The organism is Atopostipes suicloacalis DSM 15692 (assembly GCF_900129085.1).
GTDB lineage: Bacteria > Bacillota > Bacilli > Lactobacillales > Carnobacteriaceae_A > Atopostipes > Atopostipes suicloacalis.
Window position 1 is genome coordinate 108,768 of record NZ_FQUF01000002.1, and the last position, 17,953, is coordinate 126,720.

17 protein-coding genes and 2 pseudogenes are annotated in these 17,953 nt (G+C 35.5%); 14 read left to right on the top strand and 5 right to left on the bottom strand.

The window, feature by feature from the left end; all coding sequences use genetic code 11:
• The first annotated feature begins 47 nt into the window (after positions 1-47).
• From BUB96_RS00510 to BUB96_RS00520, 3 genes are all read left to right on the top strand, one after another.
• Entirely contained in the window at positions 48-1,532 is a 1,485-nt protein-coding gene (locus BUB96_RS00510; RefSeq protein ID WP_073294560.1) for a multicopper oxidase family protein, read from the top strand.
• Between the two features lie 29 nt (positions 1,533-1,561).
• Positions 1,562-1,789, top strand: a complete 228-nt coding sequence (locus BUB96_RS00515) for an SHOCT domain-containing protein (RefSeq protein ID WP_073294564.1) — start codon at positions 1,562-1,564, stop codon at positions 1,787-1,789.
• A 93-nt stretch (positions 1,790-1,882) separates the two neighbouring features.
• The gene (locus BUB96_RS00520) at positions 1,883-2,509 is read left to right on the top strand and encodes a class I SAM-dependent methyltransferase (RefSeq protein WP_068710712.1); all 627 of its coding nucleotides are present in this window, start codon (positions 1,883-1,885) and stop codon (positions 2,507-2,509) included.
• Positions 2,510-2,851: 342 nt separating this feature from the next.
• Here BUB96_RS00520 and BUB96_RS00525 read toward each other — a convergent pair whose 3' ends face one another.
• Positions 2,852-4,087 (bottom strand): transposase, encoded by a 1,236-nt coding sequence (locus tag BUB96_RS00525; RefSeq protein WP_073294567.1) that lies wholly within the window; start codon positions 4,085-4,087, stop codon positions 2,852-2,854.
• A 181-nt stretch (positions 4,088-4,268) separates the two neighbouring features.
• Between BUB96_RS00525 and BUB96_RS00530 the strand changes: the two genes are divergently transcribed.
• From BUB96_RS00530 to BUB96_RS00540, 3 genes are read left to right on the top strand one after another with little or no spacing between them, the layout of a single operon-like run.
• Complete coding sequence (locus tag BUB96_RS00530; RefSeq protein WP_073294570.1) at positions 4,269-4,604, top strand: TetR/AcrR family transcriptional regulator; 336 nt, start codon at positions 4,269-4,271, stop codon at positions 4,602-4,604.
• A 46-nt stretch (positions 4,605-4,650) separates the two neighbouring features.
• Complete coding sequence (locus tag BUB96_RS00535) at positions 4,651-4,929, top strand: TetR-like C-terminal domain-containing protein (RefSeq protein WP_159431711.1); 279 nt, start codon at positions 4,651-4,653, stop codon at positions 4,927-4,929.
• Positions 4,929-5,819 (top strand): DegV family protein, encoded by an 891-nt coding sequence (locus BUB96_RS00540; protein ID WP_073294576.1) that lies wholly within the window; start codon positions 4,929-4,931, stop codon positions 5,817-5,819. Before BUB96_RS00535 ends, BUB96_RS00540 begins: the two co-directional genes overlap by 1 nt.
• A 603-nt stretch (positions 5,820-6,422) precedes the next feature.
• Here BUB96_RS00540 and BUB96_RS00545 read toward each other — a convergent pair.
• Positions 6,423-6,731, bottom strand: a pseudogene (locus BUB96_RS00545) (cadmium resistance transporter); the annotation flags it as partial.
• A gap of 16 nt (positions 6,732-6,747) precedes the next feature.
• Positions 6,748-7,110: an ArsR/SmtB family transcription factor gene (locus BUB96_RS00550; RefSeq protein WP_073294579.1), complete on the bottom strand. Its 363-nt coding sequence runs from the start codon at positions 7,108-7,110 to the stop codon at positions 6,748-6,750.
• 242 nt (positions 7,111-7,352) lie between these two features.
• Between BUB96_RS00550 and merR the strand changes: the two genes are divergently transcribed.
• Entirely contained in the window at positions 7,353-7,754 is a 402-nt protein-coding gene (gene merR, locus BUB96_RS00555) for an Hg(II)-responsive transcriptional regulator (protein ID WP_027109178.1), read from the top strand.
• 12 nt (positions 7,755-7,766) lie between these two features.
• Positions 7,767-9,413: a mercury(II) reductase gene (merA, locus tag BUB96_RS00560; protein WP_027109179.1), complete on the top strand. Its 1,647-nt coding sequence runs from the start codon at positions 7,767-7,769 to the stop codon at positions 9,411-9,413.
• A gap of 502 nt (positions 9,414-9,915) precedes the next feature.
• On the opposite strand, the pseudogene BUB96_RS00565 reads toward merA, so the two are convergent.
• Positions 9,916-10,488: pseudogene (locus BUB96_RS00565) on the bottom strand (HAD-IC family P-type ATPase); the annotation flags it as partial.
• 238 nt (positions 10,489-10,726) lie between these two features.
• Here BUB96_RS00565 and BUB96_RS00570 point away from each other — a divergent pair.
• The 4 genes from BUB96_RS00570 to BUB96_RS00585 all read left to right on the top strand — a co-directional run bounded on the left by BUB96_RS00570 (position 10,727) and on the right by BUB96_RS00585 (position 13,250).
• A complete protein-coding gene (locus BUB96_RS00570; RefSeq protein WP_073294585.1) occupies positions 10,727-11,698 on the top strand; it encodes an ABC transporter ATP-binding protein in 972 nt (323 codons plus the stop codon).
• Entirely contained in the window at positions 11,682-12,491 is an 810-nt protein-coding gene (locus BUB96_RS00575; protein WP_073294588.1) for an ABC transporter permease, read from the top strand. Before BUB96_RS00570 ends, BUB96_RS00575 begins: the two co-directional genes overlap by 17 nt.
• Before the next feature lie 77 nt (positions 12,492-12,568).
• Entirely contained in the window at positions 12,569-12,988 is a 420-nt protein-coding gene (locus BUB96_RS00580; protein ID WP_073294591.1) for a MerR family transcriptional regulator, read from the top strand.
• The gene (locus BUB96_RS00585; protein WP_073294594.1) at positions 12,981-13,250 is read left to right on the top strand and encodes a thioredoxin family protein; all 270 of its coding nucleotides are present in this window, start codon (positions 12,981-12,983) and stop codon (positions 13,248-13,250) included. Before BUB96_RS00580 ends, BUB96_RS00585 begins: the two co-directional genes overlap by 8 nt.
• A gap of 189 nt (positions 13,251-13,439) precedes the next feature.
• Here the strand turns inward: BUB96_RS00585 and BUB96_RS00590 are convergent, their stop codons facing one another.
• Positions 13,440-14,969: an IS1182 family transposase gene (locus BUB96_RS00590; RefSeq protein WP_073294597.1), complete on the bottom strand. Its 1,530-nt coding sequence runs from the start codon at positions 14,967-14,969 to the stop codon at positions 13,440-13,442.
• 749 nt (positions 14,970-15,718) lie between these two features.
• Here BUB96_RS00590 and BUB96_RS10220 point away from each other — a divergent pair.
• Both BUB96_RS10220 and BUB96_RS00600 read left to right on the top strand, forming a co-directional pair.
• A complete protein-coding gene (locus BUB96_RS10220; protein WP_073294599.1) occupies positions 15,719-17,035 on the top strand; it encodes a DUF1541 domain-containing protein in 1,317 nt (438 codons plus the stop codon).
• 86 nt (positions 17,036-17,121) lie between these two features.
• On the top strand, positions 17,122-17,580 hold the full coding sequence (locus BUB96_RS00600) for a DUF305 domain-containing protein (protein WP_073294602.1): 459 nt from the start codon (positions 17,122-17,124) through the stop codon (positions 17,578-17,580).
• Positions 17,581-17,953 lie beyond the last annotated feature (373 nt).

Consider the following 17,953-nt stretch of genomic DNA (forward strand, 5'->3'; position numbering starts at 1 on the left):
GAGTAATAGATGAATAAATATAGTCTGAGAACGATAAGGATGATCAAATGAATAAAAACAGAAAATGGTATACAATTATAATCATTTCTATGCTCCTGCTTATAGTGTATGTTGGTTACTTTTTCATAAATTCAGGAAGGGGGCTTGAAAGGGTGGATAATCCCAACAGACAAGCAGTTGATTCGGGAATAATGAATAATACAAAAGATGAAAAAAAAAATAAGTTGCCTATTCCGCCCCTACTAGAGGATAAAAATCCTGAAGAAGGAAAAGCAGAATTTGATTTGAATGTACAATATGGAAAAAAGGAATTCATTAAAGGACAGGAAACTGAAACGTTAGGTTACAATGGTGATTATTTAGGCCCTATTATAAGAGTGGATAAAGGTGACGACGTAAAAATCAATGTAGCGAATACGCTGGATGAGCCGACAACGGTTCATTGGCATGGATTAGAAGTCCCTGGAGAGATGGATGGTGGGCCCCATCAAGTCGTAGACCCGAAGTCAAGCTGGCAGCCTTACTTTACAATTGATCAACCGGCTGCAACGCTTTGGTATCATCCACATCTGCTGCATAAAACAGGTGAACAAGTTTACAAAGGATTAGCTGGCCTTTTCTATATAGAAGATGAAAAATCTAAAGAATTGAACATACCTAAAGAACATGGCGTCAATGATATTCCTCTTGTCGTACAGGATAAACGGTTTACACAGGATGGACAGATTCCCTATGAGTTAGGTATGAGAGATGTGATGGATGGATTTAAGGGAGACACTGTACTGGTCAATGGAGCAATCGCACCTGAACTGGATGTGAAAAGTGAAGTTGTTCGACTCAGACTTTTAAATGGTTCGAATGCACGTGCTTACGACTTTAATTTCAGCGATAATCTTGCGTTTTATCAGATTGCTTCTGACGGAGGCTTTTTAGAAAACAGTATAGAAATGCATGAGGTATCCCTGGCGCCAGCTGAAAGAGCCGAGATACTCGTAGATTTTTCAGATTACAACACAGGTGATAAAGTCGTTTTGAGAGATGGCAGCTATGAAGTGATGACGATAACTATTACAGAAGAATCTGACAGCTCCAGCAGTATACCTGAAGAACTGGTCGACATCGTTCAATATGACAGAGATGACGTCGTGACGACCCGTGACTTTGTCATGAGTGGTATGGGACCCATGGTGGCTATAAACGGTAAGCAAATGGATATGGATAGAATAGATGAATACCTGAATTTAAATGAACTGGAAGAGTGGGTCGTTACTAATGAGTCTGCTGGAATGGGAATGATGAGCAGCGAGACGCCACATCCTCTTCACGTCCATGGCGTACAGTTTCAAGTGATTGAAAGAAATGGAGGAGAACCGCCTTTAAATGAACAAGGATGGAAAGATACGGTGATGGTAGAAAGTGGAGAAGAAGTAAGGCTTTTAGTTAAGTTCAAGCAGAAAGGTTTGTTCATGTATCATTGTCACATATTGGAACATGAAGACGCGGGTATGATGGGTCAATTTTTAGTTGAATAAATAGATAAGAGAGTAATGGAGATGGTAAAATGTACGATGGAGTTTGTTCTGGAATAATAGGCAGTGGATTTTTATGGCCGATACCAGTGGTGCTTGTGTTTTTGATTGGTTTGTCCATGATCATGATAGCCAAAAATAATAGACAGAAAAAACGACCGATAGAGAGTTCTTCGCTGGAAATTTTAAATGAAAGATATGCCAGGGGAGAAATCAATGATCAAGAATATAGTCGGCGTAAAAAGAATTTGGACCTGTAAACTAGATAAAAAATAGTTACTTCTAAATATTTTAAATGATATAAAAGTTAGTTGTAAAATATGTCCATGCAACCGCTTTGAGGAGGTGAAAGATTGGCTGGGGATAACAACAAAATAAAAAATAGATACAATCGCGTATCAAAAATATATGACCTCATGGAAAAACCGATGGAATCTATGCTGATGGATGATTGGAGAAAAGAATTATTCGAAAAAATAGAAGGGAAAAAAATATTGGAAGTCGGTGTGGGCACAGGTAAAAATTTAGAGTTTTATTCGACAGATAAAGAAGTCACCGGAATAGACTTCAGCGAAAAGATGTTAGAAAAGGCAAAAAATAAGAGTAAAGATAAGGATCATGTCACGTTAATGGAAATGGATGCAGAAAACATGACTTTCGAAGATAATACATTCGATACAGTGGTCACCTCCTGCGTGTTTTGCTCTGTTCCTGATCCTGTTAAAGGATTAAAAGAAATACGAAGAGTCTGCAAGAATGGCGGCAAGGTTATTATGTTGGAACATATGCGAAGCAACAAGCCAGTTGTTGGAAAAATTATGGATCGTATCAATTTTATCCCCCTGCATATTTGGGGCGCAAATATCAATAGACAAACCTTGAAAAATTTACAAGAAGCAGGCTTCAATAAAGAGGATACTACCTATAAGAATGTATGGAGCGACGTTGTAAAAATTATAGAAATAAGGAATAAAAAATAACCTGAACAATTCATACTTTTCGTTGAAACATGTGCCAACTGCCTAACGGCAGCTTAAATTTACTTTTTCATTTTCACCTGTTAAGTGATGAAAAAAGAATCCCATTCTGATATGGTAAAGGTGTCTAAACCAACCATAAGAAAGGAGTTCTCTTCATGATTAGCTTACACATACAAGGGCAATAATATTTGAATTTACCCTTTTTACGTAAATAAAATTTTGGAAGTGCCAAATATAGACAAACAAGCTCGTTTAATACTTGTTTTTATGTATTTTTTAAAAAATAAGCACACAAATAGAACGCCCCATAAGCGCGTTTTAAAAATTATTCAATTACTTCATTCATAATAATGATAATTGATTCGAGCGTTGTTCTATTCTGTGAAAATACCGAATACCTACGGTATCAAATGTGAGGATCTTTGAAACTCCTCGGATAAACCGATACAGATAAAATTTTATTTTCTTTAATTTATTGGATGGTCGTGCTCGAGCTAAAACGATTTGGGTATGATAGTTGTTCTTTTCAATCGCTAATGAATAATGCCCAATGATACAATTCAAAATGGTATATAAAATTCGTAGAGAACTTAAGGTCATCGTTCGCGTTTTTTCTAATTGGAATTCTTCTTTTTGCACACGAAACAGCTCTTCAATTCGCCAGCGAGTAATATAACTTTTTAGGATTCGAAGGACATCGTCCTTTCCTTTAATCGAATGGTTCGTTAATAATTTCATGGGTTTTGCCCCATAACCATACACGACAACCATATAGAGAGGCGTATCTTGTAGAACGGGTAGTTCTACTTTAATATGGCTAACCTTTAAGTGATATTTTTCGCCTTGAATCTCTGTCTTAAAGTTGATTTTTCCTTTTCGGCGATTCGCTAAATCCGGCACTTTTATTCGACGGTTTTTATGGAGTAAATAACGATTATCATTCAGACGAGTAATAAAGTGATGCCCGAGCTCTTCAACATACTCATAGATCATGTTTCGGTCATAACCGCGATCCATCACGAAAGTTGCCTTTTTCTTTCCTAAAAAAGTGTGGACGGTATTAAAGCCTTTGGCTATTTCTATATTCTGACTTTGAAAATCTTCTTCTTTGGAAGAGTACAAATGATTATAAAGCGGTAAGGGATGTTTGGTTTTCGGAGTAGCCATTGAAAAATTAAGGGTAGGATAACCTTTTTCTAGCACATTTTTTGAGGCATCACGCACTAGCGCTAAGTCTTCCATTTTTTCAGCATATGGTTTAACGATTTCTGATTCATCAACAATAACCAAAGGGTTATCCGAAATAGATGTTTTTAAAGTATTTAAGTAGTTTCGATGGATCTGTTTCAAATCGTTTTCCTCAGCGGCATTACGAGATAAGCGCTTAATGGTGTACTGTAAATCAATCTTTTCTTCTAAGGCTCGTGCAATATCTGATAATAGTGTGTTTTGCGCCTTAGACATTCCATATAAAATATCACTGTAAAATTTCTTTCGCGGTTTCGAAAGACCTTTGGTCAATTTTTCTAAAAAAGTAAGTAAATTTCGCTTCATTTGATAAATTTCTGTAGATTTCATGGTAGAATAACCTCAGTTCCTGTTTTTGTTTTTTTGTTTTGTCGTGACTCAATTATAACATGGAACAGGATGCAAATAGTCCACAGATTTATGCTGTGGACAGCTAAAAAGCCCGAGGAATCCATGTTTTCCACATGTGTATTTCTCGGGCTTTTATAGTTATTCTTTAAATTAGAAAATTTTGGGTAAATTCAAATATATTAAATGCAATTTATCTAAGGAGAGTGACGAATTTTATGACCATAGATCGTCGTATATCAAAAACAAAGGAGCAATAAGAAAAGCTTTAATAAATCTTCTAGACAACAATGAGATAGAAAATATTTCTGTTACTGAGATTGCACAAGAGGCAGATATTACACGAAAAACTTTTTACACCTACTATGATAGTTATGAAAAATTAATTGATGAATTGGAGAATGATCTAATTGAAATGTTCGAAAAACCAATTAATAAAATGGAATTTAGTGAAAGTGCATTTAACCCGCAATTGATTTTTGAAACTTTAACGGATTAACGGATTTAGTGAGAGAAAATCTAGAATTTTATCAACATTTTATGTTATGGTAGGTAATAATCATAATTTTCTTGCGAAAATAGCAAAAAAACTTAAGGAAATAATCAAGAGGAATAAAACCATGTTTGCTGATTTGGACGAGATTGATAAAGATATGATCATTGACTATACAATAGCTGGGATTATAGCTGTATATCAAACTTGGTTTAGAAACAATCAGAACGTGTCTATTGATGAGATTTCAGTTAAGCTTTCTGAACTTTCTGCAAATGGATTCAATTATTTCATTAAAGGCGTATGTGAGAAGAGAAAAGAGGTAAGATGATGTCAGAATTTATTTTAAGTTGTTGTTCGACTGCAGACTTAACAGAAAAGCACTTCAACAGTCGTGGTATAAATTATGTTTGTTTTCATTTTATGGTAGATGGAAAAGAATATAAAGATGATCTTGGTAAGTCGATTTCATATGACGATTTTTATAAAGCAATGAGTAATGGGGCTGAGACGAAAACATCACAAGTAAATGTAGGAGAGTTTGTAGATTACTTTTCTTCGTTTCTGAAAGAAGGGAAGGATATTTTACACGTATCACTGTCTTCAGGATTATCTGGAGTATATAATTCAGCGTGTGCAGCAAAGCAACTATTGGAAGCGGAATATCCGGATCGAAAAATATACATCGTTGACTCTCTTGCGGCATCGTCTGGTTATGGTTTATTGATGGATAAACTGGCAGATCTAAGGGACGACGGATACACACTTGAACAGTTGTATGACTGGGTAGAAAATAACAAACTGAATCTACATCATTGGTTTTTTTCGACTGATTTATCTTTTTATGTTAAAGGAGGAAGAATCTCAAAGACATCTGGATTTGTTGGAACAACATTTAAAATCTGTCCATTGTTAAATATGGATGAAAATGGAAAATTAACTCCTCAACAAAAAGTAAGAGGTAAGAGACGTGTAATTAGTTTAATTGTAGATAAAATGAAAAATCATGCTATTAAAGATCTTGAATATTCTGATAAATGTTATATATCTCATTCTGCTTTTAATACTGAAGCTCAAGAAGTCGCGAGATTAATCGAGGAATCATTTCCCAACTTGAAGAACAAGGTTGAAATAAATAATGTTGGAACTACAATAGGTTCACATACCGGTCCAGGAACTGTGGCACTCTTCTTCTGGGGAGACTCAAGAAAAAATAGATGAAACCTTTAAACTTCCCACTTCACATATTATTTTGCATCGATAGCTAAGCTACAACACACATAGAGTGCGTGGTTTCGATACGTCGGGACGATACCTAGAAATCCTTAGATTCCAGCACTTTGAGTGATTTATCACGTTCATTGATACTAAGGACAAAAGTCTTTATAAAGAGATCAAAAACCGGGTGCTGGTGTCAGTAGTGATCGAGGTCGTATAAGGGGACACGTTATTACATGCTGGCAAACAAAATTAGCAATAGAAGCAAGAAGACAAGCAGAAGCTTCTCGGAGTTCTTCAATCAAAAATATAAAATGCGATAAAACAATCAGAATTCTGATTGGTTCATCGCATTTTACTATTTAGGGCGACTTAATTCCCAGCCCCTTGTGCTTTTGTTTTTATGTAATTTGTGTTCTTCACAAATCGTTTTATATCGTTTACAAAACTCACCGTGCGACTTAATGTTTTTTTAAAGTTGCCCCATAAGTTGTCCCAAGTTTGGACAATAATATCAATTCACAGAAAGTTTGAACTTGTAAAAGGTGTTATGTCAGTCTCTACTCACTCACAGACAGTGGTAGAGAACGTAATATGGACCTTGCAGGACTCTAACTTCTCCACGACTTCCTCTTCTTCTGCTTCTTCTTCGCCTCCCATAGCAACTCGGACACCTAAATAAATGGGAATAAGTCCCAGAAGTCCGATAATCCAATCTTGGGGGATAAAATTCAGCACATAAGCAGCAAATAAACTAACGGCTACTAAAATGCCGGTTCCAAGATATTGACCGAAATAAATCTGACGAAGTCCTTTTTGTGTATAGGCTTGCGAGAAAATAATCAGTAAGATAAATAAATAATCGATGCTGGTCGAAATATACACAGCGATCGCTGAAAAAATAGTTTGTAACAAAATGATTTCCTCCAAACTAAGACGTCAAAGATAAGCTGTTTGGCATGTCCAATACCAGTCGAATAGTCGAAAGGATTTCTTCATTCGCTAACGAGTAGTAGGCTTCTTTTCCGTCTTTACGTGATTTCGCCACGCCACGCTTTTTTAAATAGCGCAAATGGTGTGACGTTGTAGCAATACTAGCGTCTAAAATCTCCGCTAAATCGCAGACACACATTTCTTTGAAGGTTTCTAAAGCATAGAAAATCTTAATCCTTGAAGGATCGCTAAAGCATTTTCCTAGCACAAGCAAATCCGACAGGTCTTTATTTTCTAGTTTATTTTTCACCACATCCACTTTTTCAGGATGTATAATGGTTGTTTGGCAAACTTCAGTCACTTGATTCACCTCTCATTCAAACGTTCATTTGATTGTATCGTTAATATTATACATATGTTGTGCCTTAATAGTCAAATGCTTATTTGATTGTTTCGCCATTCGATTTCTTTACGGTATTAAAATCTTTAAATATATTTAAGGGATTTTAAGAGAAAACTACTAGGGTAGAGTATTTTAAAATCATAAATATCTCTTGACCATGTACTATGGTACATGGTGTATAATAAATAGAGGTGAAAAGAATGAAGTATCTGATTAGTGAATTTGCTGAAAAGAGTGGCGTTAATAAAGAAACAATACGATATTATGAAGGTAAAAAATTATTGGAAGAACCAATACGTACAGATTCAGGATATCGCTTGTATTCTGATGCGGATATTAAACGAGTGAAATTTATTAAGCAAATGCAAAATCTTGGTTTTTCTTTAAACGAAATTTATAAATTGCTAGGCGTTGTTGATCAAGACAGTGTTCGTTGTCAAAATATGTTTGATTTTGTTTCTCAAAAGCAAATAGAAGTGCAAAAACAAATTGCTGATTTAAAACAAATTGAAAGCATGTTAGGCGATTTAAAGGAACGTTGTCCTAACGAGAAAGAAATGTATGCTTGTCCGATCATTGAAACACTAATTTATGATGAATGAAGGAGCTTTTGTATGAAGAAGTATAAAGTAAGCATTCAAGGTATGACTTGTGCCAGCTGTGAAAACCATGTAACAATGGCGCTTGAAAACATAGGTGCAAAAGATATAAAAACAAACTACCGGCAAGGGGAAACAGAATTCAATTTAAGTGAATCTGTCGAAATTAATAGCATCGAAAAAGCGATTGAACAATCCAATTATCAGATAGAAAAGATCGAAAAAATAGCTTCTCAGTCTAATTTAATACTTAAAAATGAAAAGGAATACGATTATGACTTTCTGATTATAGGCTCTGGAAGTGCTGCTTTTTCAGCAGCTATTCAAGCAACAAAATATGGTGCAAAAGTGGGTATGGTCGAACGACACACAATTGGCGGAACTTGTGTAAATGTTGGCTGTGTTCCGTCTAAAACGCTTCTTAGGGCAGGAACGATCAATCATTTAGCTAAAAAGAATCCATTCCATGGGTTAAATACAATGGCTGGAGAAGTCGATTTAAAATCATTGGTGAAACAAAAAGATGAATTGGTAAGTGGAATGCGCCAAGAAAAATATATCGATTTAATCGACGAATACGGTTTTGATTTAATCGAAGGCGAAGCAAAATTTGTGGGGAGTGATGTCGTTGAGGTCAATGGAGAAGAATTAAAAGCAAAACGCTTCCTGATCGCCACGGGCGCAACTTCTTTTATTCCTGAAATTCCCGGCATTGAAAAGATAGATTATTTAACGAGTACAACTTTATTAGAGCTAGATGAAGTACCAGAAAGATTAACCGTTATTGGTTCGGGTTATATTGGACTAGAACTCGGTCAATTGTTCCACAACTTAGGTTCTAAAGTCACACTCATACAAAGAAGCGAACGACTATTAAAAGATTATGATTTAGAAGTTTCAGAAACAGTCGAAAAAGCACTTCATGAACAAGGCATCCAGGTTATTACTGGGATTAATTATGAATGGGTTGAGCAAGATGGAGACATAAAAAAGTTGACAGTCACAAAAAATGGTAAGCAAAAAACTTTTGAATCGGATCAATTATTAATTGCGACAGGTAGAAAACCGAATACTGAAGCCTTAAATTTAGATGTTGCTGGTGTAAAAATAGGGATAAATAATGAAATCATGATGAATGATTTTGGTCAGACAAGCAATCAACACATTTACTCAGCAGGAGATGTTACATTAGGTCCTCAATTTGTCTATGTAGCCGCGCATGAAGGTAAGATTGTAGCGGACAATGCAGTCGGGGGCTTAAATAGGAAAATTGATTTGTCTGTTGTTCCTGGTGTTATTTTTACAAATCCTGGAGTAGGTACTGTTGGCTTAACAGAAGAACAAGCAAATGATAAGGGAATAGATGTTAAAACGTCAATCTTAGATTTAGATAATGTACCAAGGGCCCTAGTTAATCATGATGCAACTGGGTTAATCAAGCTTGTTATCAACGCTCAAAATCAACAAATAATAGGCGTTCATATTGTTGCTGAAAATGCAGGCGAAGTCATTTATGCAGGAACTTTAGCTGTTAAATTTGGCTTAACAGTCGAGGATTTAACAGACACAATGGCGCCCTATTTAACGATGGCAGAAGGACTGAAACTTGCAGCACTTGGCTATAATAACGATGTTTCAAAATTATCTTGTTGTGCAGGATAATATACAGAAAAGGGAGGCAGTTCCATTTGAGGATCTGCCGTCCTTTTTAGATAATCTGCGATTAAAAGATACATTTTTCAATAAATAATGGATTAACCAATTTTTAAATGAATTTTCATACGAGAATATTGACTATTTCAATAATCACGCATTTAAAATTTACTAAGAAAAAGTAAATATTTGTTACTTGGGAGTTTCCGAGCAATTAAAAACTACTATTTCTTATAAGTAAGCTTTCAATAACAAACATAGAAAAAAGACTATTTTCCCCAGAAATAGTCTTTTTTATTTTATTAGTGCAAAGCACCTCTTAAATTTAATGCAAAATAAAATTACAATTTACAAATGCTGATATGAAGCTATTTTCTTTTATGCTCACAAACTCATTGTTTTTGAGACGAATTAATTTATAAAAAATATGCCTCTAACGTTTTAGAACGTTAAAGGCATATTAACTTCAGACAGTTATTACTATACCCTATCTTTATGGGTTTTGATAGAATTAATTAGATTTTAATAAACGAAGTCCATTCAGAATAACGACCAACGTACTTCCTTCATGAATAATGACACTGATTGCTATATCTGTTAGACCTAATAAACTCACTACAACTAAAAAGGCTACGACTGCCATTGAAAAAAGAACGTTTTGCCAAATGACACGATTCATTTTGGTTGCAATATTATGAGATTGTACCAATTTGGATAAATTACTCTGCATTAAAACCAAATCAGACACTTCTACTGCCACATCTGTTCCGTCCCCCATGGCAATCCCTACATTTGCATTCACAAGGGCTGGGGCATCATTTACACCAACACCCACCATTGCTGTTACGCCGTATTTCTCTTTTTGCTCGTCTATAATTCGAGATTTATCTTCTGGCATGACATTCGCGATTACTTCATCTATTCCTAATTGTTCTGCAACTGCTTTTCCTGTCATTACTGAGCCACCAGTAATTAAAGTGGTATGTATGCCGTGTTCTTTAAAGTATTCAATAGTTTCTTTTGCATGTTCACTTGGAACATCCATGAGAGCTATAAGTCCAATGACATTCTCATCTTCTGCTACTCTATTATAAATTCTCACCTTACTAGAATAACATGAGTAAAGCGTGTTTTCTATATTCTATTTAGGTCGTCCTACCTTCATAACTTACACTAATTATAAAAAATTAGAATTTATCTCTGAGTAAGAAGTTATATTTTAGGATCTGATTAAGAAGATATGAAAAAGTATTAACCCTTGACTCTGTACCTAACTCCAGACTGTATTATAAAGGGGAAGAAAAAAGAGAGGTGGAAGTAAAGTGACAAAGAACATTCTTCAGACAATTAATGTAACAAAAGATTTTTTAATTTCTAAAAACCGAAAAATTGAAGCTGTGAAAGGAATCGACTTAGAAGTGAAACAAGGAGAAATTTTTGGTTTTTTAGGTCCTAATGGAGCGGGAAAGAGTACGATGATTAGTATGTTGACAACCCAAAAGCAGCCAACTTCTGGAGAGATTTTGATTAACAATAGACCAATTTTAGAAAACCCGGCGTGGGCAAGACAAAAGATTGGTGTCGTCGCTCAGCATAATAATCTTGATAAAGGTCTAACCGCTCGAGAAAATCTTACCTACCATGCTAAATATTTTGGATTAGACGACTCTACCGCTAACCAACGCGCAGATGAGTATCTAGAAAAGTTTGGGCTGAAAGACCGACAGCATGATTTTGTTCGAAGTTATTCTGGTGGAATGGCCCAGCGGCTAAAAATTGCACGCGCAATGGTGCACCAACCGGAAATCTTGTTTCTAGACGAACCTACCACAGGATTGGATCCAGCTTATCGAGCTATTTTGTGGGAGCAAATACTAACATTAAATAAAGCAGGTACTACTATCTTTCTGACAACCCATTATATGGAAGAGCCAGAACAATTATGCGATCGAATTGCTATTGTAGATAAAGGAAAAATACAAGCCATTGGAACAACGGAAGAGTTGAAAGAATTAATTCCAGCAAATAATATTATATCCATAACGTTTTCTGATTTTTCTCCTGAATTTGCTCAACAAGCAGAACGATTACCAGAAGTCGAAAATGTCGTTGTAAAAGAAGAAGAATTGCTACTATATGTAAAAAGTGCACACCCTGACTTCAATCAAATCATGGAATGGATCAGAACATTAGACACCTCATTGGAAACAATTAGTTTAAGTAAAAGTACATTAGATGATGTCTTTATCCATTTAACAAGTAAAGGAGGTATAAAAGATGACAGAACAGCATAATACACAGACAAAAAATTCTTGGGGAGCATTCAAGGCAATGGTGAAGCGGGATTTGCTTGTCCAACTTCGGGATAAGTGGGAATTTGTTTTTCGTGTAGCGATGCTGCCCTTTATGCTTATCTTGTTGTATGGGTATATTCTGCCAAGAATTGGACTTGTATCTAATGAATTTCCAAATCAAATGTTTCCTGGAATCGTTGGAATGAGTATTTTAGTAACCGGAATCCACGGAACCGCTATTCCACTAACGATGGATTTTAATGTTTCAAGAGAAATAGAAGATCGGTTGATGGCTCCAGTGAATGTAGGTGTAGGTGCCTTAGCGAAAATGTGTGTAGGAATCATTGAGGCATGGATTGGTGGACTCATTGTCTTACCACTTTCCTTAATTTTCATGGGAAATTCTTTAGATTTAACACTTACTTTACAGGGGGGGGTGCTGCTACTTGTGGTTATATTGTTAGCATCAATTTCTTCTGCGACGCTCGGTTTACTCGTTGGAACGATTATTAAACCGAGTCAAGTTGCTGCCATGTTTCCTGGATTTTTAATTCCATTAGTGTTTCTTGGATCTGTATTCTTTTCATGGAATACCTTGCATGTGACACCCATTATTCAAGTACTTGTCCTTTTAAATCCATTAGTCTACGTGAATGAGGCATTACGAGCAATTTTAACCCCACAACTTCCTCATATGTCATTGTTCATTAGTATTATCGGTATATTGATCAGTATATTGATTATGGGATATTGGGGAAGAAAAAGATTTATTAAAATGGCTGTAGGTAACTAAGATTATTTTTACATGTTAAAATAATCTTGACTTTGTACCTAAGTACAGGGAGGATAATTAGAATAGAAGGTGAAAGCATGACAGGATTAAAAATAAGTGAAGTCGCTGAAAAGTCCAATGTCAATATTGAAACAGTAAGGTACTATGAGAAACGGCAACTAATTCCAGAACCACCTAGAACAAGAGCTGGCTACCGAATTTTTTCTTTAGAAGATGTAGATCGTATTAAGTTTATCAAACGTTCGCAGGAATTAGGATTTACTCTCAATGAAATTAAACAACTCATTTCTATTTCCGATGACAAGACACAAGTTAATTCTGAAGAAGTATTTCAATACTCTGCCCAAAAAATTGATGAGATTGAAGCGCAGATAAAAGATTTAGAAAAAATTAAAAAAACTTTGCAAGATTTAACTGTCCAATGCTCAGGATCAAGAAGTTCTGATGGCAGATGTCCAATCATTACCAGTTTAACAGGAGGAGATAGTCATGAATAAAAAAAGGATAGAAATATTTACTGCAGGGTGTTATTTATGTGAACATGCCGTTCAACATGTAAAAGAACAGGCATGCCCAAATTGTGAGATAACAGTATATGACTTAAACAAGAAATGTGAAACTAAGGAATGTGAGACAAAAGCTGAGGAATATGGAATAGAAACAGTTCCAGCAGTTGCAATAAATGGTGAGCTGGCGGATTGTTGCAGGAATAGAGGTATCAATTTTGATACATTAAAGAATGCAGGTCTTGGGAAATAGTAACCATAGTCGATTACAGAATAAAAAAAGATGTTATGAGAATGGGGTAAAACAAAAGATTAATTACCAAAATAGAGTTGCACCGCTTTTGAATTGAATAGAAATATAAAAATGAGGCTGGGACAAAAGGTCCTGGATTCTAAAATAAAAGAGAACTTACATTTTCTGTCAAAGAATTTGTAAGTTCTCTTATTTTATTACATTATTTTTTGCATATTTCTTCAGATTGTTGGCCATCAAGACCAACCCAATGTCTGTTTTTACCTTCGATTTACCCCTTAGGTTAAATCGAGTGAACCCTAAATTAGCCTTTATCTGGCCAAAGACTGGCTCAACATCAATCTTTCGTTTGGCAAAGATTATTGAACCTTCTTTAGATAAAAGCTTTTCTGCTTCTGTATTTTTCAAAATTTGATACTTCTCATTATAGTAAAGCGCCTTTTGCGGCGCATTCTCTGGATCTGTTGGTTTATAAACCGCAACTTGAGAAGTATAGCCACTCAATTTATTTCTCCGTTTGGATTGATGGCTGTAGTAATAGATCGTACCGTCTGGGTGCGTAAAGGTCTTTTCTTCTTCATTATAAACCCAATTTCCTAAGTTTTTATCTGACGTTTTGTGTTTCTTTTTTTGGTCTTTATCAAATCGGTTGTATTTAATAAGATGGTCAATATCATTATCGTCTAAGTAAGTTAAGTTTTCTTCACTACCGTACCCTGCATCAGCTACAATGCGTTTAGGTCGATGAGGAAAGGTTTCGATAAAAGGTTGTAGCGTCCGTGTATCCGTCGGATTCGGAAAAACATCATAATGAAGAACAAATTGATTTTCTGTACCAATCTGAATATTATACCCCGCTTTCAACTGGCCATTCATCATATGGTCGTCTTTCATTCGCATAAACGTCGCATCAGTATCTGTTTTTGAGTAACTGTTTCGACCATCGAACGTCTCAAACTGTTGATGATACTTTCGTTTTCGAGGCAGAAAATCCTGGCTCACTTTCCGATGATGTTTCTTGAGGCGACGACGAGCTTGTTTACGAGGATCTGGTCCTTTTACAGGATTCTCTTCAATATCTTGTGACAGTTTTTCAACTTCTTCTTCAATTAGTTCGGTAATCTCTTGAAGCATAGACTCTTCCAATTCCAACTCTTCATCGTATTGAATACCTGCATCAACCATCGGTTGAATTTCTTCAAAGTAATATTCACGAGCAGATATTTTCAGACGTTCCGCAAATCTTTCCGTTGCTTTTCTCCAGACAAAAGTATACTTATTGGCATTGGCTTCAATCTTCGTCCCATCAATAAAGACATTCTCTAAAGTGATTAATTTTTCCAATTTTAATTGAATTGTAAATTCGATAAATATATTCTCTAAAAGACGACTACAGTTGTCAGAAGAACGAAATCGATTAATCGTGCGATAGCTAATCACTTGTTGGGCAACAAGCCATTGCATCGGTAGATTTTCTTCCATCATTTCTTCAATCTTTCGACCACTAAAAATACCTTTACTGTAGGCATAAAGAAGAGACATGATGAGTGGTTTTGGGTGATAGGCAGGACGACCGTCCTGAGTCTCAAAAATTTTAAAGTAATGATCGTCTAATGAATCGACAAAGTTATAGATAGAAAAAACAATATGGTTGGGATCAATACAAGTAGATAATTCTAATGGAAGTGAAGTTTGATTCATGTTATATTGTACGTACATAAAAAGCACCCCTTTAATGTTTAGTGTCGTTACTAATATTATATCAGGGTGCTTTTTGTATGCCTAATTATATATAGCAAAAACGACGAGAAAATTAGTTAATCTAATTTCTCGTCGTTTTTATTTAGTGGCTTTTGTCCCAGCCTCATTTTTCCCGAATCGTTTCATAAATTAAATGTTTCGAAAAGATTGCGGATAGGTATCACTATTGATTAAAAACAAAATTATCTAACTCATGAATTGTTCGGAAGTAATTAATACATATTTATCGTGCAGAACAAGACAATAGCGATACATCTTTGTCGAAGGCTAAGGCTGCTAATTTTAAACCTTCCGCCTTTGTTAATAGGGGGCAGGGGTATCTTTTAAATCGCAAATCGTTTTAGATCTAAATTCACGATGGAGTCAGTAACATCAATTGGAAACAAATAATTGGTACTATTAATTGATCGTTCAGCGACAAGCACACCGAAACAGAAAAAGGAAGTGAATGAGCAGGATAAAAATCGCGCAAGTGGAAAGTGCATTTACTAATGAACGTTTACAGCAAAGTAAACGGACAACTACCTTGCTTTTGGTTTCTAAGGCAGTCTACGTGTTTATTATGGAATCGCTTTTTAAATATTGATGAGATAATAAAAACAACGATAAATCTTCATTTGTAATTGATAAAAATCAAAGTGTTTGACAATAATAAGGGGTAATTATAAACTACATGTAAGTTCATTCAACTATATTTGTAGACAAAGGTGGTATTACCAAAAGGAGAGAAATCGTATGAAAAAACAATTATAAGTAGTCTTTTATCTGTAGCATTATTAAGTTCTTATCCACTAGTGAATAAGGTAGGCGCGAATACACTTGATGATGCAGATAATGTTGCTCAAACTGGCTCAAAAACGGTGGCTAGCGAAACAACGGATAAATCTCAAACAGGCCACGAAGGTATGGAACATGATGAATCTGGGGAAATTCCAGAAGGAAGCGAAGTAACGATTCAAACCGATCACATGCCAGGAATGATGGGAGCTACAGGTGAGGTTGTAGGCGCCTTTGATTCAATTGCCTATGAAATCACCTATAACGATACCAAAACAGGAGAGGAAGTCGCCAATCACAAATGGGTTGTACACGAGGAAGTTGAAAATGCCCAAGACGAGCCTTACCAAGCAGGTGACGAAGTCGTTCTAGAAGCTTACCATATGCCCGGTATGCAAGGGGCGACAGCAATTATTGATTCGGCAGAAGACACCACTGTTTATATGGTCACGTACACGGATACAGAAACAGACGATACTGTTGAAAATCATAAATGGTTAATAGAAGAATTAGGCCAAGAAGAACAATTCTCAAACCAATTTTGGAGAGCACGTACAGTAGAAGAAGTACGAGCTGATGTTTCTCAATACGATACATTAGAAGAACTTCAAAATTACGAAGTGGTTTGGGGAGATACTCTGTGGGCGATTTCTCAAAGTACTAATTTTTCAGTAGACGATTTAACTGAAGCATTTAATATTGAAAACGCTGATTTAATATTTGCTAATTACACACTTGAAAATCAACCTTCATTGGAAAATAGCTATGATACTCAAACTGTTAGCGAGTCCAAAACAACAGAAGGTATGGATAATATGGGAGATATGAAGCACGATGAATCTGGAGAAATTCCCGAAGGCTTGGAGGTAGCTGAAAATCCGATGTACGAAGTAGGAGAATCCGTTATTCTTCAGCACGGTCATATGCCTGGAATGGAAGGTGCCGAAGCAACTGTTTCTGGCGTATTTGCTACGACGGCTTATGAAGTTTCTTTCAATCCAACCAATGGTGGAGAACGAGAGGAAAATCATCGCTGGGTTATCCACGAAGAAATTTCTGAGTCAACCAAAGGCGCATTTGAACCTGGAGAAGAAGTGACATTAGAAGCCAACCATATGGAAGGTATAGAAGGAGCAACTGCAATAATTGATGACGCTGTAACTACGAATGTTTATATGGTGGATTATCAGCCAACAGATGGGAGGGGGTCGCTCTTTATCATAAATGGTTTGTTGAAGAGGAATTAGTTCAATAATCACGATTGGTACATTAAAATACTTGTCGATTTTAAAATTTTTTAATAATAAAAATTACTAAGAAAGGAAGTTTAACTGTGAATAAATATATACGTTTCGGATTAATGATTTTAACTTCTACAGTCATTATGTACTTTCTAATGTTTGTGAATGTAAATGAATTTGCACATATTTACCTGAGTCAAACCCGTGTTTATATGGCTATTCTAATGGGGGCTATCATGGCAATAATTATGATGGGTTTTATGTGGAAAATGTATGATAATAAAAAAATAAACGCCATCATAATGGGGCTTTCAGTTTTACTCGTGGTGGGATCGTTTGGGCTTATTCAAAACCAAGTGGGCGTAGACGATACTGCTTGGATGAGAGCCATGATTCCACACCACTCAACCGCTATCATGACTAGTGAAAATGCCAACCTCACAGATCCGCGGGTGCAGCAATTAAGTGAAGAAATTATACAAGCCCAAGAAGATGAAATTGCTGAAATGGAACAATTAATTGAAGATATAGAAGAAGAGGGAGAAGAATAAATATTCGATTAATTTAAGAAGTAAAAAGATCCCTGTACACAAGAAGCCTATGGTAACTTCAATGTGTATAGGGATTTTATGTTCCTTATTAAATTAAAATAATAGGTAATAAATCAATAACAATATCAGAAGGAATTATTATAATTCACTTGTTCATTTATATAACTTCTATCAGATATTTTAAGAATCTCGAAGACTTGTAAGAGTAAGATCACGAAAAAATTATTTTAAAAATACTCTTGACAACTATCGTTTACTAATGTAAACTCAAGTCAGCTTATGGTTTACGCGCGTAGACCTAGAGGGGGGGGTTAATGTTAAACTTTGGCTGCTAATTAAGGATAACCAGCATATATTCATCAAGAAAAATAGT